The organism is uncultured Campylobacter sp. (genome assembly GCF_938045775.1).
In the GTDB taxonomy this organism is placed as follows: domain Bacteria; phylum Campylobacterota; class Campylobacteria; order Campylobacterales; family Campylobacteraceae; genus Campylobacter_B.
Genome location: NZ_CALIBH010000159.1, coordinates 1 through 4,192 on the forward strand (window position 1 = coordinate 1; position 4,192 = coordinate 4,192).

The window sequence follows — 4,192 nt, forward strand, 5'->3', positions numbered from 1 at the left end:
CTTGAGACCATAGAGGCTTTTGTAAGTGGCGATCAAAAACCCAAAACGCCGCCGAGCGCCGCGCAGATAGAGGAATTTTTCGAGCGCGTAGCGGATGCGAAGATCGATATGAAAAAGGCGTATAAAAAGCTACTCGATGACGGGCTAGTAGCCTTTGAAGAGGCATTCAAAGAGATAATAAAAACACTTAAAAAGGAGAAATGATGGCGGGTTCTATAGATTATTCGCAGTATCAAGTTGACGCTTCTACGCTGGATTTTAAGCAGCGAGATAGGCTAAATAAATATCTGGAATTTCTAATCCAAAACGGCGGTAGCGACCTTCACATTAAATCAGGCGCGGTTATCAGAGGTCGTATCCATGGCGAGCTGGTAAAATTTAGCAAAACGCCTTTTTTAAAAGAGGATGCAATGACGCTAGCTAAGGAGCTTCTCATCACGCGCTTTCCGGAGCTTATCGAGAAAAAGAGCGTGGATTTTACCTATAAGCTAAACGAAGATTATCGCTTCCGCGTTAATATTTTCTTTCAAATCGACGGTATCAGCGCGGTTTTCCGAACGATACCGGTTAAAATTCCAGAGATCGACGATCTAGGTCTGCCGCCTTCGATCAAAGATATTTGCGATACGGCTATGCGCGGCGTCGTGCTACTTACGGGGCCTACGGGAAGCGGAAAGACGACAACGATCGCAAGCATGATCAATCGCATAAATAGACAAAGAACCAGCCATGTCGTTACGATCGAAGACCCCGTGGAATTCGTATTTAAAGACGATAAATGCATCATCAATCAGCGCGCTATCGGTGAGGACTGCAACAACTTCGCCGATTCGCTTCGCGCCGCGCTGCGAGAGGATCCGGACGTCATATTCGTGGGCGAGATGCGTGATTTAGAGACGATCGAGACCGCACTTCACGCCGCAGAAACGGGACACTTAGTGTTTTCGACGGTGCACACTATTGACGCAAAAGAGACGGTAAACCGTATCATTGCGATGTTTGAGCAGGCTGAGCAGGAGCGTATCCGAATGACGCTAGCATCCGTCTTAGAGGCGGTCATCTCTCAGCGTCTTGCCCGTACTATCGAGGGCAAGCGCGTAGCCGTCGTTGAAATTCTACGCAAAAACACCCGTATTAAGGATATGATACTTGATGCACGCGACGATGAAATTCCTGACGCGATCGCTGATGGTCGCAACACCTACGGCATGCAGACCTTCGATCAGCACCTGCTCGATCTTTACAGAGATGGCATCATTACCCGCGAGGAGGCGCTGGATAAGGCCTCTAAGCGAAACGACCTCGATCTACAGATCAAAAACGTCGATCTTGCCAAAAAAAGGGATTTGGCGGCAGAATCCGGAGAGAGCGCCGAAGAGATGCTCGCCGGCGAAGTCGTACAGCTAAAAGAGATCCGCTAAGTCGCAAATTTTAAAATTCTAAATTTTTGCAATTTAAAATTTTAAAGAATTCTGCCTGCCGCCGCGCAGGCGGAATTCTATTCGCTTGCCCGTGCATATACGAGTATGTCTTGAGTTCGCAGGATTTAGCGTAAATTTAATCGGCTAAATTCCGTGCGATTTTACTTCTAAATTTCATCGCGGCGCTTAAATAGATTTAAAGCAACATTTGGCTATTATCACGCTTCATTTTTTCACAAAGGAAACCTAATGTTAGAAGGTATCGTTAGAGATAGTATCGGTAAAAGGGCTTCAAAATCCATAAAACGAGATGGTTATCTAATCGCTAATATTTATGCGAAAGGATTTGAAAATATTAACGCAGCGTTTAAAGTAAACGACTTTATCAAAGCTATGCGCGCAAAAGAAGATCTTCCTTTCGAGGTTAGCGTGGGCGGTAAGACATATCGCGTTATAGTGCAAGAATACCAAAAGCACCCCGTCACAAATACTCTAACTCACGTAGATTTGCGAGTAGTTCAGGATGACGTCGTAAGCAAATATTTAGTGCCGGTTAAAGTAACTGGCGTCGCTAAAGGGCTAAAAAATAAAGGTATTTTGGTGCAATCCAAGCGCCGTATCGCCGTAAAATGCGCAGGCAAAGATCTACCGAACGATTTTACGCTGGATGTGAGCGATCTTGACGTAGGCGATTCGCTTTTGATCCGAGACATTCCGGTAAAAGAGGGCGTCAGCATCATCCTAGACGGCTCGGTAGCGGTAGTCGGAGTTACTTCGGCTAAATAGGGGCGCCTATGATACTGATCGCAGGACTTGGGAATCCTGCTCAGAAATACGCAGACACCAGACATAACGTCGGTTTTATGCTAATCGACGAAATTTTAAAGACGGGCGGCTTTAGTGAGCTCGGCTCGTCTAAATTCCAAGGCGAGCTTTTTAAAAAGGGCTCGCTTCTTCTTTTAAAACCCCAAACTTTTATGAACTTAAGCGGCAACTCCGTAAAGGCGGTGAACGATTTTTATAAGCCCGAGCGCATCATTGTGGTGCACGACGATATAGATTTGGATCTAGGCGCCGTTAAATTTAAAAAAGGCGGCAGTAGCGGTGGGCACAACGGCATCAAATCGATCGATGCGCTAATCGGTGCGGATTACGAGCGCGTGCGTATCGGCGTGGGAAAAAAACGGCAGGATCAGGATGCGGCAAATTTCGTGCTTGGAAATTTTAACGAAAGCGAGCGCGAGAAGCTGAGCGAAATTTTACCCTACGTCGCGCGCGCAGTAGAGGAGCTCATTTGCTCGGATATAGAGCAGATCGCGCAAAAATTTACGATTAAAAAGGCTAGGGCGTGAAGTTATACGTAAAATACGCGGCTCTTTCCTATCTGAAGTATTTTTTTATCCTGCTAATAGCTCTTGAGTGCTTTTACGTAGGCATCGATGTGCTTACCAATCTCAAAGATTTTCCCTCAAGCGCGAATACTGCTCTTTTATATATCGCCCTAACAGCCGCAGTCGCGCTTAGCTACACGCTGCCGCTAAGTCTTATTTTTGCGCTTATTTTAATGGGCTTTAATATGATCCGTAGCAACGAGCTGGTGAGCTTTTATGCGCTTGGAGTTAGCAAAAATGCTCTGATAATCCCTCCATTTTTGATCGCACTTGCGATTACTGCGGGCTTTATAGCTTTAAATTCTACTCCGTTTGCATACGCGCTAAAATTTCAAAAGAATTTAACCGATTTATCGCCTACGGGAGGAGATATGTTTTTGAAATTTGAGGGTAAATATATCTACATCAAAGCTCTAAACGGCAAAAACGCAAATGATATAACGATCTTTAATATAGGGGATAACTCCGTTGCTTCGCGCTCGCACGCAAGCTCTGGCGAATACGCAGGCAAAATTTGGCATCTGCGCGACGTAAATACCACTACTTTACCAGCGCAGCTTAAACTTGGAGGAAGTGGATTAAAAAGTAAGCTTAGCGCGCAGAGCGAGGCGCTTAAGGGCTTTGATCCAAGCTCGATTGCAAGCGTTTATGATACGAGTAATGTATATTCGATCAAGGATGCTTTGCGTTCGATCCGTACCTTTTCGCATCAAGGCGTGAATATCTCCACCATAAAAGCAAGCCTTTATAATATGATATTTTTTCCGTTATTTGCGCCTTTAGCGGTATTGGTGCTGTATTATTACCTGCCCGTTACGGGGCGATTTTTTAATCTCGCGCTACTAAGCTTCGGATTTTTTATCGCTACGCTATGCGCTTGGGGCGTGCTTTTCGTGTTAATTAGGTTTTCTCTCAACGGCGTCATCATCCCAGAACTTGGCATTATCGTGCCCATAACAGCGCTATTAGGCTTTGCAGCATTTTTGGTTTTTAAGCATCGTTAAGCCTTGATTTGTTAGAATGGCGCAAAATTTATCGGTGGAAATTCTATGGATTATTCAAGCTTAGCCCGCAAATACGGCACCCCTTTATACGTTTACGATTTTAACGAGATACAAAAGAATTTCATAGCGCTCAAAGAGGCCTTCGCAGCACGCAAGTCGCTCGTCTGCTTCGCGATTAAAGCAAGCTCGAATTTGAGCATTTTAAAATTTCTATCGGATCTGGGCAGCGGCTTTGACTGCGTCAGCATCGGCGAGCTGCGCCGCGCTCTGTATATCGGCGCAAAGAGCTATAAGATTATATTCTCTGGCGTCGGCAAGCAAGATAGCGAGCTAGAATTTGCGCTAAAGTCGGACATCTTGCTGATAAATTTAGAAA

Annotated in this window: 4 protein-coding genes and 2 pseudogenes; all 6 read left to right on the top strand. The window is 45.3% G+C overall.

Translation table 11 applies throughout. The features are described from left to right. A pseudogene (locus tag Q0238_RS06000) lies at positions 1–204 on the top strand (transaldolase family protein); the annotation flags it as partial. Further along, positions 204–1,421 (top strand): PilT/PilU family type 4a pilus ATPase, encoded by a 1,218-nt coding sequence (locus Q0238_RS06005; RefSeq protein WP_177388521.1) that lies wholly within the window; start codon positions 204–206, stop codon positions 1,419–1,421. The pseudogene Q0238_RS06000 and the gene Q0238_RS06005, both read left to right, overlap by 1 nt. 249 nt (positions 1,422–1,670) lie before the next feature. Beyond that, on the top strand, positions 1,671–2,207 hold the full coding sequence (locus tag Q0238_RS06010; protein ID WP_297943953.1) for a 50S ribosomal protein L25/general stress protein Ctc: 537 nt from the start codon (positions 1,671–1,673) through the stop codon (positions 2,205–2,207). 8 nt (positions 2,208–2,215) lie between these two features. Beyond that, on the top strand, positions 2,216–2,773 hold the full coding sequence (gene pth, locus Q0238_RS06015; protein WP_297943956.1) for an aminoacyl-tRNA hydrolase: 558 nt from the start codon (positions 2,216–2,218) through the stop codon (positions 2,771–2,773). Next, on the top strand, positions 2,770–3,816 hold the full coding sequence (locus tag Q0238_RS06020; RefSeq protein ID WP_297943959.1) for an LptF/LptG family permease: 1,047 nt from the start codon (positions 2,770–2,772) through the stop codon (positions 3,814–3,816). Before pth ends, Q0238_RS06020 begins: the two co-directional genes overlap by 4 nt. A 45-nt stretch (positions 3,817–3,861) precedes the next feature. Continuing rightward, positions 3,862–4,192 (top strand): annotated as a pseudogene (locus Q0238_RS06025) (diaminopimelate decarboxylase); the annotation flags it as partial.

Bases quoted from the DNA above. Each gene is read 5' to 3' on its own strand.
- Q0238_RS06005 (WP_177388521.1), top strand. From the start codon at position 204: ATGGCGGGTTCTATAGATTATTCGCAGTATCAAGTTGACGCTTCTACG.
- Q0238_RS06010 (WP_297943953.1), top strand. From the start codon at position 1,671: ATGTTAGAAGGTATCGTTAGAGATAGTATCGGTAAAAGGGCTTCAAAA.
- pth (WP_297943956.1), top strand. From the start codon at position 2,216: ATGATACTGATCGCAGGACTTGGGAATCCTGCTCAGAAATACGCAGAC.